The organism is Providencia sp. UF-224 (genome assembly GCF_058245955.1).
On the sequence record NZ_JBSICC010000005.1, the window covers coordinates 169,583 to 187,382 of the forward strand.

Here is a 17,800-nt window from a genome sequence, read left to right on the forward strand (position 1 = left end):
ATCCGCTATCAACATTGACATGACTTTACGTTAGGCGACTTGCGTCACTAATTTAAGTCAAGTAGCCTAGAAGCTGCTCTACTGAGGCTAACACTTTTCTATTATGATTTTTATTTTCAAGGCTAGGACATGAGGAAACGTCTGCTTATTGGTCTTCTTATTCTTGCAGGGATAGCAGTTACGACCATTATTCTACTTGATCGCTGGATTAGCTGGGATACCGCGCCCTATATCTATGAAGATGTAGCGCAGTTGCCTGCCCGTGATGTTGGCATGGTACTTGGCACATCCAAATACTACACCTCTGGTGCCACCAACCTTTATTATACCAACCGTATCAAAGGTGCCGCGGAGGCCTACCACAGTGGAAAAGTAAAATATTTGCTACTCAGTGGTGATAATGGCGCGCACAATTACAATGAGCCCATTAATATGCGTAAGGATTTAATTAAAGCAGGAGTCCCAGCCTCCAAAATTGTGATGGATTTTGCAGGGTTTCGCACTTTAGACTCAGTGGTACGCACCAAAAAAGTGTTTGATACCGATAACTTCACGATTATCACACAACGTTTCCATTGTGAGCGTGCCGTTTTTATCGCTAAGCATAAAGGCATTGATGCGCAGTGTTATGCGGTTCCAGCGCCAGCTGGGATGTTCAAAGTTCGTGTTCGTGAAGTTTTTGCACGCTTAGGTGCACTTGCTGATGTGTATATTTTAAAACGTGAGCCAAAGTTTTTAGGTGAGCAAGAATCCATTCCTGCCCCAATAAAAATGCCCGATGGCATCAAAGGCTACCCTGCGGTATCCCCTGATGAAGTCAGTAAATTAAATTAATGATACTCATTCGTTTGATTTAACTTTTCTGTTAGCTTTCGCCACGCCCATTCCAGTGGGCCTTGGTTGAAAAACCGTAACCAATAATACGAAAATAGCATATTCGCTAGCCAAACAGGTGGAATAAAAGCCAATAACTCAAAACGGGTAAATTGTGCAAAATACCCCATATGGTAAAAAATAGTGGTACAAATCAATGTTTGTAAAATGTAGTTGCTCAGCGCCATCCGACCAATATTTTGTAACCATGAAACAACCACAGCATGCTGAATATAGCCCCAAAAACCATATACCAAAGCAATATAACCCAGTGATTGGAAAGGAATGACTAGCTCATTAATGATATAACCAACAATTGAAGTTGAAAAATAACTCCAACCAAACTGGCTCTGTCCATATAACGCAACCACTTGAACAAGCAGCGAAGGCACAATAAAAACCAGTGCCATACGACGATAATGCAGGGCACTAAATTGCCCGCGTAACCAACCATTTCGTATTAATAACGCACCAATAATCATCAGTGCAATTAACTGCCAACCATACTGAATAAATAACATTTGCAGCATCGCTTGAATTTCTTTTATGCGATAAATAACACCCTCGATGCCACCCACCGTTTTTGCGCTGTATTCAAAATAAATTTGTTCATCTGATGTCTGCCAAAAGCCTTGAGGATCAACCCCCCAACCTAAAATAAGCAGAATAAATAAGCCAATTAAATAAATGGATGCCGCTATTTTCAATAACGCGCCGTCATCATATTGGTTCAATAAATACGTAGTCACCAACCCCGTTAATGCATAAGCCAGTAGAATGTCACCATCCCAGAGACCAATTCCATGGATCACCCCAAATAAAGCTAAAATAAATAAACGTCGATGGTTCCATTTCAAGGTTCGCGACTGCAATAGCGCTAGTGTTGCACCGAATAAAATCGAAAAAATAGCGAGGACTTTCCCTTGAAAAAACAGATTGAAAATAACCCAAATAAAGGCTTCGGAAGGGGGCGTGCTAGCGGTGTAATAAGGATTTAAATAGGCCGCAAGTGGCAAAGCAAAACCAAAGATATTCAACAAAAAAATACCAAGAATTGCCATGCCACGAACGGTATCAAGCTGCTCGATGCGGCTTGATGGAGTGATGGTTGTCATAAATTACAAGTGACGAACCGCACGTAAAAACTCTTGTCGTGTATTTTGACTCGACTTAAATAACCCACCTAATGATGTTGTGGTGGTCGCACTGGTTGCATCACGAATACCACGTGCTTTAACGCAATAATGCACCGCATCAATGGAAACAGCGACATTCGTAGTTCCAAGTAAGGTTTGCAGTGCAACTAAAATTTGCTGTGTCAAACGTTCCTGAACTTGCGGGCGCTGAGAGAAAAATTGCACAATGCGGTTGATTTTCGATAGCCCAATGACTTTGTCTTTTGGGATATAAGCCACTATCGCTTTACCATCAATAGTGACAAAGTGGTGTTCGCAAGTGCTGGTTAGCGTGATATCACGCACCGTCACCATTTCATCCACTTTCATTTTATTTTCAATTAATGTGATCTTAGGGAAATTGGCATAATCCAGCCCTGAAAAGATCTCATCAACGTACATTTTTGCAATACGACGAGGTGTATCCGCGAGGCTGTCATCGGTTAAATCAAGGTTGAGCAGCTTCATGATCTCTGTCATGTGCCCTTCAATCAGTTGCTTGCGCTCATCGCCTGATTTTGGCTGAATACGCAAAGGGGTTTCTAACCCTCTGGCTTCCAACGCAGCGTGAACTAATTCGGCCTCTTTACTGAGAGATGACATGTGATCCTCCACAAATGGTGTGACTATTTTTATAAAAATGCAGGTGTGCGCCGTACTCTAAAACAGCAGGTGCAGATAATCCAGTACAACCGCAACAACGGGTGTGAAATATTTGCATTCCCATAAACAACTTTATTCACTATGGTAAACCCATTGCTGCAAATCGCCATTATTTATAAAATATAATTAATTAAATATTTATTAACAAAGCTATTTATTAGAACGACGATAAACCAATAACCCGCCTATCACCAACGCGATAAGTGCGATGTACAATGCGGGCTCTAATTTTCCCGTTAAAGACGTAGAAATAAATGACAGCGTTGGCCCGACTAACTGACCGATAGCATAAAAGGTGGTCAATAATCCTGCCATAAAACGGTTATGATCAGGTGCCAATTCACGCCCAAGCTGCAACGCTAATTGCACTGTACACATAAACCCAGTTCCAACTAATACCGCCGAGATAACCAGCCCTGAAATTGAGGGAATAACCTCCGCTAACAATATCCCCATACCTTGTAGCCATAAGCTAATCGCTAGTCGATTACGTGTTGTCGATAAATTCCGCAGTAGCATCGCTAATAAAATGCCGACCACCGCAGATGCCCCAAAAACAGGCCAGACAAACTGAGCGAACAGGCTGTCAGGGAAACGCTGCGCCGCCATTTGTGATAAAAAAGTGGCGGGTAAAATATACCCAAACCCTGCGAGTCCATAGCACCAAACTAAGCGTTTGATTTCAGGGGTTAGCGTTAGTTTTTTAATTTCCCCCGCAGGCCGTTGCCACTGCCCTGTGCGCGGTAAATAACGGCTGATATATAGGCTCAAAACTAACGCGAGAACACCATAAATTACCCATGCTTCACTTGCTGTTAGATGCCATCGTTGGATCCCTACCGCTAACATGCCGCTAACGAAAATCCCCGTTCCTGTTCCTGCAAACACCGCCACACTAAGCGCGGGTCGATTAAGCCTCGCAAGGGTTTCATTGGCCCATGCCGCCACCAAGACCAACGCAATACCACTCGCCCAGCCAATCACAAAACGGGCAATACTGTGTAATATCGGGCCATTCAGCAGTGCACTGAGTAATGTAATGGCGACAGCGCCCCATACCCCTAACCACATACGCCTTTCGACATGGGAACGTGCTCGCATAGCGTCAAAAGACCCCAGCAAGTAACCAAGGTAGTTACAAGCAGCCACAATACTGGCACTCGATAAGGTTAATTGGTGCTCTTCAATCATTAGGGGCACTTGAGGTGTTAACGTAAATCGCCCTATCCCCATCACCACAATTAATGAAAGAAAACCAGTAAAAGCAATATGAAACGCGGTAGCACTACGGCTTAGTGAGGTCACAATCGGCTTTATTGACACAATTTTCACTCGTTAAGTTCTAGAAATATTGCACCTAGAATAGTTCACTTTCTTACTATTTAACATTAATACAACAAAAACAGCTTTATCGTTTTGTGCATTTGTTTGTTCTATAAATCGGTAATATCTGCCCAAAAGCTATCTGTAATCAATTTCTATTCATTCACCCAACCTATGATTTCTGCCATAATGTGCATTAAGAACACATTTTAAGCCTCAAGGCATATCACAATAATGAGGGTCATTATTTATGGATCAGTGTCATACTAACGATTTGATTTCTTTAGATCTTGCATTGGAAAAATTACTTTCTCAAACCAAAACCGTGACAAGCACAGAAATCATTCCACTGACTTTATCAGCACAGCGGATCATTGCCACTGACCTTATTTCCCCTATCAATGTCCCTCCCTTTGATAATTCAGCGATGGATGGGTATGGCTTGCGTTTTGCAGATTGGGATGGAAAAACACCAATGCCAGTGGCAGGCAAGTCGTTCGCAGGTAACCCAATGGAAGGTGAACTGAAAGCAGGCTGTTGCGTGCGTATTATGACCGGAGCCCCTATCCCCCAAGGCGTTGATACGGTAGTGATGCAAGAATCCACTGAACAAACAGATGACGGCATCCTATTTACTCAGCCAATTAAAAAAGGCAGCAACGTCCGTAAAGCTGGCGAAGATATTGCCCAAGGCAGTGCGGTGTTCCCTGCAGGAACCTTACTCACAACCGCTCAATTGCCATTAATTGCCTCACTCGGTATTGCTGATGTGACAGTCTATCGTCGCTTAAAAGTGGCCGTGTTCTCTACTGGTGATGAGCTACAAGCTGTAGGCCAGCCACTTAGTGACGGCCAAATCTATGATACTAACCGCTTTACTGTCCGCTTGATGTTAGAAAAGCTCAATTGTGAAGTGTTAGATTTAGGTGTGATCCCCGATTCCCCTGAAAAACTAAAACAGATCTTTATTGAAGCGGATCAACAAGCGGATTTAGTGATCAGTAGTGGTGGCGTCTCTGTCGGTGAAGCCGACTACACCAAACAAATTCTTGACGAGTTAGGTACCATTGGTTTTTGGAAATTAGCTATCAAACCGGGCAAACCTTTTGCTTTCGGTAAACTCAGCAATTCTTGGTTTTGCGGGCTACCAGGAAACCCCGTTTCTGCTGCATTAACTTTCTATCAACTGGTTCAGCCGTTGATCGCCCGCCTTGCAGGCAACAGCCAATGGCGTGCACCACTTCGATTCAAAGTGCCAGTTATTACCCCATTGAAAAAGACACCGGGTCGTTTGGATTTTCAGCGCGGCATTTTAAGTGCCAATGAGCAAGGTCAACTTCAAGTTGCTACAACAGGCCATCAAGGCTCACATGTATTTAGCTCTTTTAGCTTAGCGAACTGCTTTATCGTGTTAGAAAGAGAACGTGGCCGCGTCGAAGCTGGTGAAACCGTTGAAGTTGAAATGTTTAACTACTTATTAAAAAGCGAATAATTACCGTGCAAGAACTTAGCGATAACGAAATGCTACGTTATAACCGCCAAATCATCCTTCGAGGCTTTGATTTTGACGGGCAAGAAAAACTCAAAGCGGGAAAAGTGCTGGTCATTGGCTTAGGCGGCTTAGGTTGTGCCGCAACGCAATATCTTGCGGCAGCGGGTGTTGGCCATTTAACGCTCGTTGATTTTGATACCGTATCGCTTTCTAACTTACAACGGCAGATTTTGCACCGCGATGCCACAATTGGCGAAGCCAAAGTTGATTCTGCAAAGTCGCAACTTTGTGCGATTAACCCCCACATTCATATTGATGTGGTTAATGCACAACTTGACGATGCACAACTTAGTGAATTAATTACTCGCCATGATGTCATCTTAGATTGCACCGATAATGTCGCTATTCGTGAGCAACTTAACCGTTTGTGCTTGGCCCAGAAAAAACCGTTGGTCTCTGGCGCCGCAATACGAATGGAAGGCCAACTGTCTGTTTTTACTTATGAAGATGGCACCCCCTGTTATCACTGTTTAAGCCGTTTATTTGGTGAAAATAGCTTAACTTGTGTTGAGGCGGGTGTGATGTCTCCACTCGTTGGAACTATCGGCACATTAGAGGCGATGGAAACCATTAAACTGCTCGCCAATTATGGCAAAGTGAATTCAGGCAAAGTGTTACTGTTTGATGCGATGACAATGGATTTTCGCCAGTTTAAACTGAGTAAAGACCCACACTGCGAAGTCTGCCGCTAAGGCAAATTAATTGTTCAACTAGGCGAAATTATTTTCGCCTTTTTAATCTCTCCTTAGATATAAAATTAAGATTAATCCGAAAAAATAATTTAATTGCCCTTTGAGCTTATACTATCTCTCTTTTGTGGTGCCTATATGTATAAACATCACCACGTTTTATTATTTTGATAATGCTACTGAGAGTATGAATATGCAATTCCCTCCTTGCCCGAAATGTCAGTCTGAATACACCTATACTGATAACGATATGTATATTTGCCCTGAATGTGCGCACGAATGGAATGACGCAGAACCTGTGGCAGAGATTGATGAACTGATTGTTAAAGATGCCAACGGCAATCTGTTAGCGGATGGCGATACCGTCACTGTAATCAAAGACCTGAAAGTGAAAGGCAGCTCGACCATGCTCAAGATCGGTACACGTGTGAAAGGCATTCGCTTAGTCGAAGGTGACCACAATATCGATTGTAAAATTGATGGTTTTGGCCAAATGAAGCTGAAATCGGAGTTTGTGAAAAAGAACTAGGTAACCCAGTTACTCGTTTAGACAAACAAAAAACCCCAGTCACATTACGTCACTGGGGTTTTATTTTTAGGTAAAGCAAGGTTTACAGCACAACACCTTGGCTTGTCAGGTACTCGTCATATGTCCCTTTGAAATCAACAACTTTATCTTCTTTGATTTCTAAAATGCGACTTGCCAGTGAACTAACAAATTCACGGTCATGGGAGACAAATACTAGCGTTCCTTGGTACATCTCAAGTGCTAAGTTCAATGATTCGATGGATTCCATGTCCAAGTGGTTAGTTGGCTCATCCATAATTAAGATATTTGGTTGTTGCATCATCAACTTACCAAATAACATACGCCCTTGCTCACCACCGGATAACACTTTCACTTTCTTCTTAATGTCGTCTTGTGAGAACAATAAACGGCCTAAGATACTGCGTACCGCCTGCTCATCATCACCTTCACTTTTCCACTGGCTCATCCAGTCAAAAACGTTAAGATCAGTCTCGAAATCTTCAGCATGGTCTTGTGCATAGTAACCAATACTGCTGTTTTCTGACCACTTAACCATCCCACTTGTAGCCGGTTGATCACCCATTAAGGTTTTTAAGAACGTGGTTTTACCAATACCATTGGCACCGATAACTGCCATTTTTTCACCCACTTCAAGCAGCAAATTGACGTCTTTGAAGAGTGGGTCTTGGTCATAACCATTCGCAACCCCTTCTAGCTCAAGAGCATTACGGAACAGTTTTTTCTCTTGTTCAAAACGAATAAACGGATTTTGGCGGCTAGAGGCTTTAACCTCATCCAATTGAATTTTATCAATTTGACGAGCACGTGACGTTGCTTGCTTTGATTTAGATGCGTTAGCGCTAAAGCGACTAACGAAAGATTGCAGTTCAGCAATTTGCGCTTTTTTCTTCGCATTATCAGAAATTAAGCGCTCACGTGCTTGTGTCGCTGCAATCATATATTCATCATAGTTACCCGTGAATAAACGCAATTCACCGTAATCTAAATCCGCCATGTGTGTACAAACGGTATTGAGGAAGTGCCTATCATGGGAAATAATGATCATGGTGCAGTTACGATCATTCAGCACTTGTTCTAACCAACGGATAGTATCAATATCCAAGTTGTTCGTTGGCTCATCGAGTAACAGAATGTCTGGGTTAGAAAACAAGGCTTGAGCCAGTAATACACGCAGCTTCCAGCCCGGTGCAACTTCACTCATTGGGCCATAATGTTGCTCAACAGGAATACCTACACCCAGTAATAATTCGCCCGCACGTGCTTCTGCGCTGTAACCATCCATTTCACCATAAGCCACTTCCAAGTCAGCAACTCGGTAGCCATCTTCTTCGCTCATTTCAGGTAATGCGTAAATACGGTCACGCTCTTGCTTCACATTCCACAATTCAGTATGGCCCATAATGACCGTATCCAGAACCGTATATTCTTCGAATGCAAACTGATCTTGGCGAAGTTTACCAATACGCTCATTCGGATCCGTTGTACTGACGTTACCCGCTGTTGGGGTTAAATCACCACCTAAGATCTTCATAAACGTTGATTTACCCGCACCATTTGCGCCGATTAAACCGTAACGGTTGCCTGTGCCGAACTTAACTGAGATGTTTTCAAACAGTGGCTTGCTGCCAAACTGCATAGTGATATTGTTGGTTGTTAACACTGCTATGCCTTAAATTAAACGGTGTAGAGTTACCTGTCTTAAAGAATGTTCATCATAGAAAAATGAATAATGTAGTCTCAAACAGCAAAGAAAATAGAGATTCCTATGACCTAAAGTACGACGGGTATAAATAGCGGCGCATTATGCCATAATAAGACGCTTAGATCTTGTGCTGATTTTGATAATTATTATTCATCAATAATTCTAGTAAGGTACGCCACCGATGATTGTCGCTCTGTGCATTATGCGCCTCTCTGGCAAATAATCGGCTGTTGCATAATGTTGCGTAATTTGGTTATCCCAAATCACCATATCATCTTGTTCCCATTGCCAACGTACTTGAAACTCAGGTTTATTAATATGTTCGAATAAAAAAGCTAATGTTGACTCACTCTCTTTTGGTGTTAACCCAATGATACGAGTAGTAAAACCTTCATTAACAAACAGCGCTTTTCTGCCGGAATGTGGGTGTGTTCTAACAACAGGGTGTAATACTGGCGGGTTGCTTTTTTTGGCTTTCAGCCAACTAGAGTGAGTCTCTTTTGAATGACTAAAACGGTATTCGGGAAACGATTTTGTAAAATCATGGACAGCTTTCAGCCCTAAAAGCATATGCTTCCACCGAATAGATAACGTGTTATAAGCGGCGATATTGCTTGCCCATAAGGTATCTCCACCTATTGTTGGGATGTGCTTTGCTGCTAATACGGCGCCCATTGGGGGCGTTTCTATAAATGTCACATCAGTGTGCCAATTGTCATTATCGGGTGGATTATGCTTATCCGTGTCTAGCACCATTATTTCATCACACTCTGGAGTATGGGGGTAAATTGGGTGCACATGTAATAAGCCAAACCGTTGCGCAAGTTGCTTTTGTTGTTCAGGCTGGATAGGCTGATTTCTAAAAAAGAGCACATGATAGGCTTTCAACGCATATTTTAATGCTAAGAAATGTTTATCATTTAATTCTTGGGATAAATCAATACCACTGATAATAGCGCCTAACGCAGGTGCCATACGCTTTATTTGAAATGGATATTCCATCATATTTCTAACTACCTTAGTTTTAATGTAAAAACGAAAGTAATCGAAATTGGTTATTTTAAAAATATTAAAAAAAATAAAGTTAATATAAAACAATATATTAAGAATATAATTACATAATAAGTAAGTAGATAACTAATTATGAACTCAATGAAAAATGAATCGGCCATGATTGGCCGACTATAAATGGATTAGAGCTTAATTCCCATCGTACGCGAAATTTCAGATAGACCTTCACGCTCATAAAAGCGAACCGCTTTATGGTTTTGCGCTAACACAGATAATTCCAAATGACCAAAGCCCTTAGCTTTCGCCCAATTTTTCATGCCATCTAATAACTGATGTCCTGTATTTTCGCCACGAAAACCAGGCGCAACAATCAAATCAAAAACATAGCCAAAATCCCGTGGAACCATACAACTGTATGACGCCGCAGATTGATGTTGAGCAATACAAAAACCTATAATTTCGCCATTAAAATCAGCAACTAACAGGTGAAACCTATCATCATAAATGGCATTTTCAACAAACTCTCTTGATTGCTCTGCGGGTCTCATTCGTTCAGGATCCAGCAATGCCATCTCAGTAAACAAAGCGTGGTAGAGAGATAAAACAGCATTTAAATCATCTCGTGTTGCTTCTCTTATCATCATTAACCCGTTATTTTTATACAGCTTAATCGTATGTTTTTACTGGCGGTGCAATATAAGATTCAAAACTATCAATCAACGCCGCTGGTGAATCGCTGACAATCGCCATATGACGGTACTTTTCGTGTAAAAAACCTTCGTCCGCCATTTTATTCGTCATATCAATCAATGGCTGCCAGTAATTATTGATATTAAACAATGCACAAGGCTTGGTATGCAGGCCAATTTGGCTCCATGTAAACACTTCCGCATATTCTTCTAACGTGCCATATCCGCCGGGTAAAGCAACAAAGGCATCCGCCAGCTCAATCATTTTACCTTTGCGCTGATGCATCGTTTCAACTTTGTACAACTCAGTCAGGTTTTTATGTGAAATTTCCCGCTCTTCAAGCAATGACGGTATAACCCCTATCGCCTTGCCACCTAACGATAAAACGGTATCGGCGATTGTGCCCATAATACCGACGCTGGCGCCACCATAAACTAATGTGATATCACGCTTGACCATTTCTTTAGCAAATTCAATTGCTTTTTGTTTATAAGTATCATCTTTGCCCATACTTGAGCCACAATACACTGCAATGCTTTTAATTTTTCCCATTACGTCCTCATTTTCTCATTTTATTATGACTTTTGCGGAAAAAGAATTATACGGGAGCGCTAAAGAAGCTCAACCCAGATTATTTGCCATAATAAAATCTTATTAATCACTGTTTATACCATTGCTATTTCACTAAACCAATATCAATTGCACTATATCGCATTTTAACCCTCCCCAAGGCGTGCGGTTAATCAACAAACAAATATAAAGCACGCCAATTTTATGAGATAATCATTAGGAAATTACTTTTCATCGTGCTTTATTTTTTTAACACTGATTACTTTTATCTGTGTTTGCTAACTTAGTAACGTTTTTCTGAGGTTTTATTATTTATGTCTGCCGATACCAAAAAGAGCGCATTTCCACTATTACCAATAGGGTTATTATTACTTGCAATGACCTCAATTCAAAGTGGTGCGTCTTTAGCTAAAACATTATTTCCTCTTATCGGCGCTCCCGGTGTAACAGGCTTACGTTTATTACTCGCTACCATCATTTTATTTGTTATTTTTAAACCTTGGCGCTTAAAATTTAGAAAAAGCTCATTGGTGCCATTATTAACGTATGGTTTGTCCCTCGGAACAATGAATTACCTGTTTTATCTGTCCCTTGAGCGCATCCCGCTTGGGATAGCCGTTGCTCTGGAATTTACGGGACCTCTGGCTGTTGCGATGTTTTCTTCGCGTAGGCCTATCGATTTTCTATGGATTGGACTGGTCATCGTTGGGTTACTCTTTTTGCTGCCTATCGGTGATAACATCAATTCCATCGACCCACTTGGTGCTATTTATGCGTTAGGCGCTGGGGTGTGTTGGGGGATTTATATCATTTTCGGTCAACGTGCAGGTGCAGGTTATGGCGCTGCAACAGTCGCAATTGGCTCTTTTATTTCTGCCCTTATATTTTTCCCTATTGGACTAATGCAAACTGGCTTTGAGGTGATGTTTGACCCATCAATTTTACCTCTTGCATTAGCGGTGGCTATCTTATCGACTGCATTTCCTTATACACTTGAAATGATTGCCTTAACACGCCTACCGGCAAGAACATTTGGTACGCTAATGAGCCTTGAGCCATGTATGGGCGCATTCTTAGGTATCGTTTTCTTGCAAGAGCACCTAACATTAACTCAGTGGTTAGCACTGTTATGTATCGTTTGCGCCTCTATCGGCTCAACATCAACAGCCTCACCGAAGCCCAAAATTGAAGAAGTCTCGTAGATAAGACAAATAATACCTTGTTTTTTTGAAGTCTTAATTAGGTTAATAAACTTGTTCACTCAGTTTATTAACCTGTTATCCTGCCATTAACATTTCATATTTTTGTCATATTTATTTATTAAATTTGTTTTAAATTAATATTAATTTCACCTATCGCACTTATTGCAAAAAACAATTAATTTTCAGCAGCCACAATAAAATAACGTGTAATAACCATATCGAATCCACCTATTAAATTAATCGTTTATTACACTATGACAAATTAAACTGAATATTTTATATTTATTAACAGATGAGGTTATTAACCAGTTTCAATATTTAAAAAGAGGATGAACCATGAGCACAGCTAAATTATTTAAAACATCTTCAACTGAACTTTTATATACACGTAACGACTTGGAAGATAGCGTAAAATTAGAAACCATTGGTATTTTAAATGTTATGGTAGTTCATTTTACAGACTTGTCTTTGATGACCAAACAGGCTCATTGGAACATGCGCGGGCGTAATTTTATTGCTGTTCATGAAATGCTAGATGGCTTTAGAACGACATTGGTTGAGCATTTAGACGAATTTGCAGAGCGCGCAGTCCAATTAGGTGGCGTTGCGATTGGGACGACTCAGGAAGTCAATCGCTTCACATCACTAGAAGCTTACCCAATAAATATTCACAGCGTACAAGACCATTTAAAAGCACTCGCAGACCGCTATGCTGTTGTTGCGAATGATATTCGTAAAGCCATTGATGAAGTCGAAGATGAGGATACTGCCGATATGTTCACCGCAGCGTCTCGTGATATGGACAAATTCCTGTGGTTTTTAGAAGCAAATATTGAGTAATGTCGTGCAATAGAGTCAATTTAAATTGACCTGAAGGCCACTTAATTGTGGCCTTTTATTTTGAGAGTACATAAAGCTATTTTTTATTTATCTCTTTTGGCATTTCAGGTTGCTCTATTGGAAAAACAGGCAACGCATTTAATAAACGCTTTCCATAGTTTTTGGTCAAAAGTCGCTTATCATAAATGATAATTTCACCATAACATTCATGACTACGAATTAAACGTCCTGCTTGCTGAATTAAATTGAATGATGCACTTGGTAAACTTTGCACCTCAAAAGGGTAGCGTTTTAATGATTTTAACCAATCACCTTCAGTGATAATGACAGGGTTAGTGACAGGTGGAAATGCGATTTTATGGATATGTACCTGCGTTAAATACTCACCTTTTAAATCCAGCCCTTCCGCAAATGACTGTAAGCCAATCAAAGCACTCACTTGACCTTTGTTCACTCTTTCACAATGAGTTTCTACCAAACGATAGCGTGGTTGGTCGCCCTGAACCAATAGCTGTAATCGTAAATCTTTTACGTGCTCCAGAAACCCTTCCATCGCCCTTTGGCTACTAAATAACACCAAAACACCACGATGCTGACCTTGAGTAAACTGCTCACGGAAAAAACTAGCCATTTCAGCAAGGTGCTGTGACTCATTGGCTATTGTGGGTTCATATTCCATTTTAGGAATAATAATTTTCCCTTGCTCAACATGGTTAAAGGGGGAAGATAACGTCACAAAACGATCATCACTCTTTTCAGATAGCCCAGTTAATTCCATAAACCGTGAATAACTATTTAATGAACGAAGCGTTGCCGAGGTAATGACAATGTGTGGCACATTACGCCACAATAAGTGCTGTAACTGTTCACTAACCCGGATCCCCGCACAGTGCATAAAGATACGGGACTGGTTTTTCTCGTAACGCCGACTTAACCATTTCGAAACAGGCGCTCCTGAACTTTGCTCTAGGGCCGCTAATCGCCATAGTTTAGCCATATTTTCAAAGTAGCCCATCGCACGGCTTGTTGTGAGTATGGAACGATGCAAACGCACGATATCTTGTTTTGCGGTTTGTTCTGTCAAATCATTTAAGATTGACTCTGCTAAACCTTTTAATGCGTCCGTTTGTTTAAAAAGATCTTGGCAACACAGTTGCATTGCCTCTGGTAACACACCTAACGGGAAAAGGTATTCGCTTTCTTTTGACGTTTCAGGCAATAATGCATTCGATAACAACGAAAAATCACGAAATGTTTCTCGCAGTTTTTCAGCATGCAATTGTAACTTTTCTGGATTGGCTAGTTTAGGCGGTTTAACTGGCCGAAATTGCGCTAAATATTGCCCTACATGACTAATAAAATTATCTACCTGAGCGTTCAATTGTACTAATGTAATTTCGCCTTCAACTTCGAGGGCATCCCGCGCAACATCTGGCACATGGTGCCCCTCGTCCAAAACTAATAACAGTTTTTTCGGATCAGGTAGAACTGACTCACTTTCCATCGCCGCCATCACTAAAGCATGGTTCGCCACCACAACATCAGCATCTTCGATTTCACGCCTTGCAATAAAAAACGGGCACCGTTGATAAAATTGGCAATTACGCCCTAAGCAATTCATTTTGTCCGTACTGACTTTACGCCATAAGCTATCGGGAAAAGCCCGTTTATGGTGATCACGTAAGCCATCCCATGAAAAAGCATTAAAGTCGTTACGTAGCTGTTGGCAAATAGCTCGCTCTTCGCTATTAGCTATCTCCGCTTTATCTTCCACCAGCAGCATTAAATCAATTTGCTCCCCTTCCGCAGCACAAATAGCCTCTAAATTTCGCGGGCAAACATAACGAGCACGCCCAAATGCCCCCGTGAATTTTAAGTCTGGGATAATTTTGCTCAATAAGGGCAAATCTTTGCTAAAAATTTGATCCTGCAATGCCACATTTGCCGTACTAACAACCAGCGTTTTTCCCTCTTCTCTCCCCACCGCAATGCCAGGTATCAAGTATGAAAGGGTTTTACCTACTCCTGTTGGTGCTTCGATAACAAGATGCCGACCATCATCATCGGCTAAATTTTTAGCAACTTCCGCAATCATTTGGCGCTGTGGCGCACGGGAAACAAACCCATCAATTTGTAGTGACAACCCTTTGTACCATTGGGTTATTTGTTCTTTAATTTTATTTGATAGGGACATAAATTACGCTGATGACCAAATGTGAGATGTAAGGTAATGAAAATAACAACGGCTGGGAAACGCGAAAGATAACATTTGCCAACCGCTTCGCAAAACTACTGTATTAAAACCCATTATACATAAAAATTGGGAAGCCTTTTGCAAAACACCAATTCTGATACAGAAAAAATCGCTTTTAACTTGTTTGCAACACTCATCCAGTTATACTTTGGGTTCTTATTTCTACGCAGGCTATATAAAATGAAAAAGGTTGTTATCGCACTTTGCGCATTATGCGCTTTTGGTTCCGTAGGCGGCATCGTTCTTGCAGGAATGAACATCTACACTCGTTCCACAACCCCGCTAGAACAAGGGCAACCACAATCGCCATCATTATTGCCTGCGCCAAACCAAGTTCAATAGCTTCGAATAATTTATCAACCCAGGACGGAGATAGCTTATGTACAACGATTATTTTGTAACCCCTCAATGGCTTAATACGCATTTATCGGATGGTAATATCATTGTACTTGATGCTTCATCTCCTCCCCCGACGGCTCCCTATGATTGCCGCCAACGTTATTTGGAAGAGCATATTCCGAACGCGCAGTTTTTCCACCAAGATGAAGTTGCAGATAAAACTTGCGATCTACCCCATATGTTGCCAAGCGCTGAAGTCTTTAGCCAAGCTGTTGGTGCAATGGGTATTGATAATGATACGCAAGTTATCATTTATTCGCAGAACAATTTATTTTCATCACCACGTGCTTGGTGGACATTCACAACAATGGGATGCAAAAACGTAAAAATTCTTTCTGGGGGAATTGATGCTTGGAAAGCTGCGGGTTTTGCCATTCAATCAGGTGAGGTTATTACACCTACTCACAAGCAGTTTAAAGCCTCACGTAAAGGCACAAATGCATTAGACCAACAACAAGTTCTTCAGATTGTCAACGAAGGCCAAATTCAAATTATTGATGCGCGTGCTGCTCCTCGCTTTCTTGCACAAGCGCCAGAGCCTCGCCCTGGTTTACGCATGGGCCACATTCCGGGAAGTAAAAATGTTCCTTGGGACTTGTTAGTCGCTAATGGCGAGTTTAAATCCCCTGAAGACTTAAAAGCCATCTTTGCAGAGCAAGGCGTTGATATCCAAGCCCCATCAATGACCACCTGTGGCTCTGGAATGACAGCTGCTGTGGTTCTTATGGCATTAACGCTATTAGGCAATACGAATGTGCGTTTATACGATGGTTCATGGGCACAATGGGGCCAAGATAATGGCTTACCAATAGAACCTTAGTTTTTAAGCTCATGGAAGAAATAAGCCACTCATATTAAGTGGCTTATTTAAGACATTTTTTAGGTTATGAGCGCGCTATTTTGCAAACAACCCTGCTAAAAAGAGCACAACAATAGCACCTATGACCGCGACAACAAAGCTACCGAAGTTAAAACCATCCACTTTGCCCTTACCAAAAAATGTGCTGATATAACCGCCCACTACAGCCCCAACAATCCCTAGTACTGTTGTCATGATGAAGCCCATATGATAAGTACCTGGCATTAACCACTTCGCTAAAACACCGGCTATCAAACCAAAAATGATCCACGCAATAACACCCATTTAAAGCCTCCCAAGACTAGGTTTTACTCAATCATAGGTAATGAATACACCTAACATATGCTTTAAGTAAAGACGCTATGCGCTAAATTCGCAAATGAAAATAATAACTAAACAGGATTATTTACAATTAGTGGCTAACAACTTTCAGGATCACGGCCGCAATTTGCTCCGCATTTTTCAAGGCTCTAACCTGTGAAAATAGCTCATCTGCTTCTTGGTATTCTTTGCGTAAATAACCCAACCATTGTTTAATACGAGCAGCGTGATAATGCCCTGTATCACCTTGTTTTTCTAATTCTGTATATTTTAACAACAGTGACTCAACTTGTACCCATGGCATTTTAGCTTCGTTAAATTTAATCACTCTGCTAAGGTTTGGCGTATTAAGCGCCCCTCGACCTATCATCACCGCTTCGCAACCTGTAACCTCAAGACAGCGCTGAGCACTGCCATAATCCCAGATTTCACCGTTCGCGATGACTGGAATTGATAACCGACGGCGGATTTCACCGATGGCTTGCCAGTTAATACGTTCCGCTTTATAACCATCTTCTTTTGTGCGCCCGTGCACCGTTAACTCCGTTGCTCCCGCCTGTTGAGCAGCATCCGCAATTTCATGAGCGAATGAAATACTGTCCCAACCTAAGCGCACTTTGACCGACACCGGAAGTTCTTTCGGCACGGCATCTCTCATCGCTTTTGCCGCTCGATAAATTAAATCTGGCTGCTTAAGCAATGTTGCCCCGCCACCATGACCATTAACTGTTTTTGAAGGGCAACCGCAATTTAAGTCCACTCCCCACGACCCTAATTCAATCGCTCGATGAGCATTTTCAGCCAACCATTGCGGGTGCTGACCAAGCAATTGAACACGAACTAAAGTCCCCGAAGGGGTCCGACTTTGATATTTGAGCTCAGGGCATAGGCGGTAGAATGTTTTTGCGGGCAATAGTGTATCCACCACTCGCACAAACTCACTGATACAAAGGTCATAATCATTGACCTCAGTTAATAAAGAACGAACAAGGGGGTCTAAAACTCCTTCCATAGGAGCTAATAAAACACGCATAAATGGCTCACAAAAACAACAAAGGTAAAAATCAATTTTTACAGGCCATATTGGCCATGGGGTAGCTCAATATGTTCACATGGAAAATAAAGGC

Annotated in this window: 18 protein-coding genes; 8 read left to right on the forward strand and 10 right to left on the reverse strand. The window is 41.5% G+C overall.

Annotated elements, in window-relative coordinates; genetic code table 11:
* Positions 1-129 precede the first annotated feature (129 nt).
* Entirely contained in the window at positions 130-834 is a 705-nt protein-coding gene (gene sanA, locus AC4IFO_RS07335) for an outer membrane permeability protein SanA (protein WP_490733115.1), read from the forward strand.
* Here sanA and yeiB read toward each other — a convergent pair.
* The 3 genes from yeiB to AC4IFO_RS07350 all read right to left on the reverse strand — a co-directional run bounded on the left by yeiB (position 831) and on the right by AC4IFO_RS07350 (position 4,034).
* Positions 831-1,988 (reverse strand): DUF418 domain-containing protein YeiB, encoded by a 1,158-nt coding sequence (gene yeiB, locus AC4IFO_RS07340; protein WP_490733117.1) that lies wholly within the window; start codon positions 1,986-1,988, stop codon positions 831-833. The genes sanA and yeiB overlap by 4 nt on opposite strands.
* Positions 1,989-1,991: 3 nt before the next feature.
* Entirely contained in the window at positions 1,992-2,651 is a 660-nt protein-coding gene (gene folE, locus AC4IFO_RS07345; protein WP_206085371.1) for a GTP cyclohydrolase I FolE, read from the reverse strand.
* A gap of 210 nt (positions 2,652-2,861) precedes the next feature.
* Complete coding sequence (locus AC4IFO_RS07350) at positions 2,862-4,034, reverse strand: YbfB/YjiJ family MFS transporter (RefSeq protein WP_490733119.1); 1,173 nt, start codon at positions 4,032-4,034, stop codon at positions 2,862-2,864.
* 250 nt (positions 4,035-4,284) lie between these two features.
* Here AC4IFO_RS07350 and moeA point away from each other — a divergent pair, with 250 nt between their 5' ends.
* The 3 genes from moeA to AC4IFO_RS07365 all read left to right on the forward strand — a co-directional run bounded on the left by moeA (position 4,285) and on the right by AC4IFO_RS07365 (position 6,804).
* Complete coding sequence (moeA, locus tag AC4IFO_RS07355) at positions 4,285-5,526, forward strand: molybdopterin molybdotransferase MoeA (protein ID WP_490733121.1); 1,242 nt, start codon at positions 4,285-4,287, stop codon at positions 5,524-5,526.
* 5 nt (positions 5,527-5,531) lie between these two features.
* Complete coding sequence (gene moeB / locus AC4IFO_RS07360) at positions 5,532-6,278, forward strand: molybdopterin-synthase adenylyltransferase MoeB (protein WP_490733123.1); 747 nt, start codon at positions 5,532-5,534, stop codon at positions 6,276-6,278.
* A gap of 190 nt (positions 6,279-6,468) precedes the next feature.
* Positions 6,469-6,804, forward strand: coding sequence for a zinc ribbon domain-containing protein YjdM (locus tag AC4IFO_RS07365; protein WP_219244239.1), 336 nt, complete (start codon positions 6,469-6,471; stop codon positions 6,802-6,804).
* An 82-nt stretch (positions 6,805-6,886) separates the two neighbouring features.
* Here the strand turns inward: AC4IFO_RS07365 and AC4IFO_RS07370 are convergent, their stop codons facing one another.
* The 4 genes from AC4IFO_RS07370 to AC4IFO_RS07385 all read right to left on the reverse strand — a co-directional run bounded on the left by AC4IFO_RS07370 (position 6,887) and on the right by AC4IFO_RS07385 (position 10,780).
* Positions 6,887-8,485 carry an ABC-F family ATPase gene (locus AC4IFO_RS07370; protein WP_490733126.1) on the reverse strand — a complete coding sequence of 533 codons (1,599 nt, stop codon included), beginning with the start codon at positions 8,483-8,485 and terminating at the stop codon, positions 6,887-6,889.
* Positions 8,486-8,689: 204 nt separating this feature from the next.
* Positions 8,690-9,529, reverse strand: a complete 840-nt coding sequence (tauD, locus tag AC4IFO_RS07375; RefSeq protein WP_490733230.1) for a taurine dioxygenase — start codon at positions 9,527-9,529, stop codon at positions 8,690-8,692.
* Between the two features lie 191 nt (positions 9,530-9,720).
* Entirely contained in the window at positions 9,721-10,182 is a 462-nt protein-coding gene (locus tag AC4IFO_RS07380) for a GNAT family N-acetyltransferase (RefSeq protein WP_490733128.1), read from the reverse strand.
* Between the two features lie 22 nt (positions 10,183-10,204).
* Entirely contained in the window at positions 10,205-10,780 is a 576-nt protein-coding gene (locus AC4IFO_RS07385; RefSeq protein WP_490733130.1) for an LOG family protein, read from the reverse strand.
* 332 nt (positions 10,781-11,112) lie between these two features.
* Here AC4IFO_RS07385 and rhtA point away from each other — a divergent pair, with 332 nt between their 5' ends.
* Positions 11,113-12,000, forward strand: coding sequence for a threonine/homoserine exporter RhtA (gene rhtA, locus AC4IFO_RS07390; RefSeq protein WP_490733132.1), 888 nt, complete (start codon positions 11,113-11,115; stop codon positions 11,998-12,000).
* Between the two features lie 336 nt (positions 12,001-12,336).
* A complete protein-coding gene (gene dps / locus AC4IFO_RS07395) occupies positions 12,337-12,840 on the forward strand; it encodes a DNA starvation/stationary phase protection protein Dps (protein ID WP_206085362.1) in 504 nt (167 codons plus the stop codon).
* Between the two features lie 76 nt (positions 12,841-12,916).
* On the opposite strand, the gene dinG is transcribed toward dps, so the two are convergent.
* On the reverse strand, positions 12,917-15,034 hold the full coding sequence (gene dinG, locus AC4IFO_RS07400) for an ATP-dependent DNA helicase DinG (protein ID WP_490733134.1): 2,118 nt from the start codon (positions 15,032-15,034) through the stop codon (positions 12,917-12,919).
* 240 nt (positions 15,035-15,274) lie between these two features.
* On the opposite strand from dinG, the gene AC4IFO_RS07405 reads away from it, so the two are divergent.
* Both AC4IFO_RS07405 and sseA read left to right on the forward strand, forming a co-directional pair.
* Positions 15,275-15,436 (forward strand): hypothetical protein, encoded by a 162-nt coding sequence (locus AC4IFO_RS07405; RefSeq protein ID WP_219244245.1) that lies wholly within the window; start codon positions 15,275-15,277, stop codon positions 15,434-15,436.
* Between the two features lie 37 nt (positions 15,437-15,473).
* Positions 15,474-16,313 carry a 3-mercaptopyruvate sulfurtransferase gene (gene sseA, locus AC4IFO_RS07410; protein WP_490733137.1) on the forward strand — a complete coding sequence of 280 codons (840 nt, stop codon included), beginning with the start codon at positions 15,474-15,476 and terminating at the stop codon, positions 16,311-16,313.
* 75 nt (positions 16,314-16,388) lie between these two features.
* On the opposite strand, the gene AC4IFO_RS07415 is transcribed toward sseA, so the two are convergent.
* The gene (locus AC4IFO_RS07415) at positions 16,389-16,637 is read right to left on the reverse strand and encodes a GlsB/YeaQ/YmgE family stress response membrane protein (protein WP_273839124.1); all 249 of its coding nucleotides are present in this window, start codon (positions 16,635-16,637) and stop codon (positions 16,389-16,391) included.
* Positions 16,638-16,764: 127 nt separating this feature from the next.
* Complete coding sequence (dusC, locus tag AC4IFO_RS07420) at positions 16,765-17,706, reverse strand: tRNA dihydrouridine(16) synthase DusC (protein ID WP_490733139.1); 942 nt, start codon at positions 17,704-17,706, stop codon at positions 16,765-16,767.
* Between the last annotated feature and the right edge of the window lie 94 nt (positions 17,707-17,800).